2 protein-coding genes are annotated in these 1989 nt (G+C 63.6%); both read left to right on the top strand.

Annotation, left to right across the window (positions count from 1 at the left end; genetic code table 11):
* Positions 1-121 precede the first annotated feature (121 nt).
* Positions 122-1243 carry an N-acetylglucosaminyl phosphatidylglycerol synthase gene (gpgS, locus tag ACE04F_RS19735; protein WP_486109297.1) on the top strand — a complete coding sequence of 374 codons (1122 nt, stop codon included), beginning with the start codon at positions 122-124 and terminating at the stop codon, positions 1241-1243.
* A 10-nt stretch (positions 1244-1253) separates the two neighbouring features.
* On the top strand, positions 1254-1989 hold a 736-nt coding region (gene gpgD / locus ACE04F_RS19730), incomplete at its 3' end, for an N-acetylglucosaminyl phosphatidylglycerol deacetylase (protein WP_486109295.1).

Genomic DNA, 1989 nt, shown 5'->3' with positions numbered 1-1989 from the left:
CCCTGTGGGAGCGAGCCTGCTCGCGAAGAGTGCCCGACAACACATTCCTTTACTGCACCCAACCCCAACCGAACATCTATTCTTACTAAAGGTCAACAAGGGGAGAACACAGACCGGAGGGATGTTCATCGTGCATATAGCGGACATAACCATGTTCTACGCCCCCGCCAGCGGAGGTGTACGCACTTATCTGGATGCCAAGCACCGGCGCCTGGGCAATCGGCCGGGCATTCGCCATAGCCTTCTGATCCCCGGCGCGCATCTGAGCGAGCAGGATGGGATCTACAAAGTCCCGGCCCCTCCGCTGCCCTTCGGCAAGGGCTATCGCTTCCCGCTGCGCCTGGCCCCCTGGCGTAATGTCCTGCGCGACTTGCAGCCCGACCTGATCGAGGTCGGCGATCCTTATCTCACCGCCTGGGCAGCCCTGGATGCCCGGCGACAGCTGGACGTGCCCGTCATCGGCTTTTATCACTCCGATCTGCCGCTGTTGGTAAGCAACCGCATGGGCAGCTGGTTCACGCCCAATATCGAAGCCTACGTCAGCAAGTTGTATGGCAACTTCGACCGGGTGCTGGCGCCAAGCCAGGTCATGGCCGACAAACTCACCGGGCTGGGGGTCAAAAATGTCTACGTGCAGCCGTTGGGGGTAGACCTGCAGACCTTCAATCCCGCCGCTCGCGACCCCGAACTGCGGGCCGAACTGGGCATCGCCGAGGACGCGCGCCTGCTGATTTTCGCCGGGCGCGGCTCCAAGGAAAAAAACCTGCCGGTGCTGCTCAAGTGCATGAAACGCCTGGGCGAGCGCTACCACCTGCTGCTGGTGGGCTCTTCAATGCCTGCCGTGGTGCCGGATAACGTCACGGTGATCGACGAATTCTGCCCGGCTCCGCAGGTCGCCCGGCTGATGGCCAGCGCCGACGCCCTGCTGCACGCAGGCGACCAGGAAACCTTCGGCCTGGTAATCCTCGAAGCCATGGCCAGCGGCATCCCGGTGGTAGCGGTCGCGGCAGGCGCCTTCAATGAAATCGTCCATGAGGACTGTGGCCTGCTGTGCACGCCGGACAATCCACAGGCGATGGCCAATGCCGTGCGGCAACTGTTCGCCGAAGGCTGCCAGCAACGCGGCGCAAAGGCACGCCGGCATGTAGAACGTCATTACGCCTGGGACTCGGTGGTCAATAGCCTGTTGGGCCACTATTACAGCGTGCTCGGCGCCGAGATGCCCCTGCTGGCCAATGGTTGAATCGAGGCCCATGTCGATGAACGCTCAATCCAGCCTGCTGCTGGTGCTGCATGATGTCGCACCGCAAACCTGGCCCGACTACCAGCCCTTCGTCGAAGCCGTCGACGCCCTCGGCCAGGTGCCGATGACCTGGCTGGTGGTGCCGGATTTCCACCACGCCAATAGGCTCGACGAGCATCCCGGTTTCCGGCGCATGCTCGACAGTCGGGTCGAGCGCGGCGATGAACTGGTGCTGCACGGCTATTACCACTATGATGACGGTCCGCCGGCGCTCCATCCCAAGGACTGGTTCATGCGCCGGGTCTACACCCATGAAGGGGAGTTCTACGGTCTGTCCGAGGAAGCGGCCCTCGCCCGCCTTCGCGCCGGCATCGAGATCTTCCAGCGCTACCAGTGGCCACTGGAAGGCTTCGTCGCTCCGGCCTGGCTGATGAGCGAAGGCACACGCCAGGCCTTGCGCCAGTTGCCGTTGAGTTATACCAGCGACACCCAGCACCTCTATCGCTTGCCGGAGTTCGCCCCGATCGACGCCCCGGGGCTGGTCTGGAGCGCCCGTAGCGCCTGGCGTCGGGGTTTGTCCAAGGTCATCAGCGACCGGCGTGAACAGCGCTGGCGCCAGGCACCGGTCATTCGCCTGGGCCTGCACCCGGTGGACATGCGCCACGGATTTTCCCGCGACTACTGGCTGCGAACCCTGGAGCGCCTGCTTGAAGACGACCGTGTGCCGATGACCAAGGTCGAGGGGG

It is taken from the genome of Pseudomonas sp. AGC41, from assembly GCF_057334555.1.
This window is presented reverse-complemented; position numbering and strand designations above follow the sequence as displayed.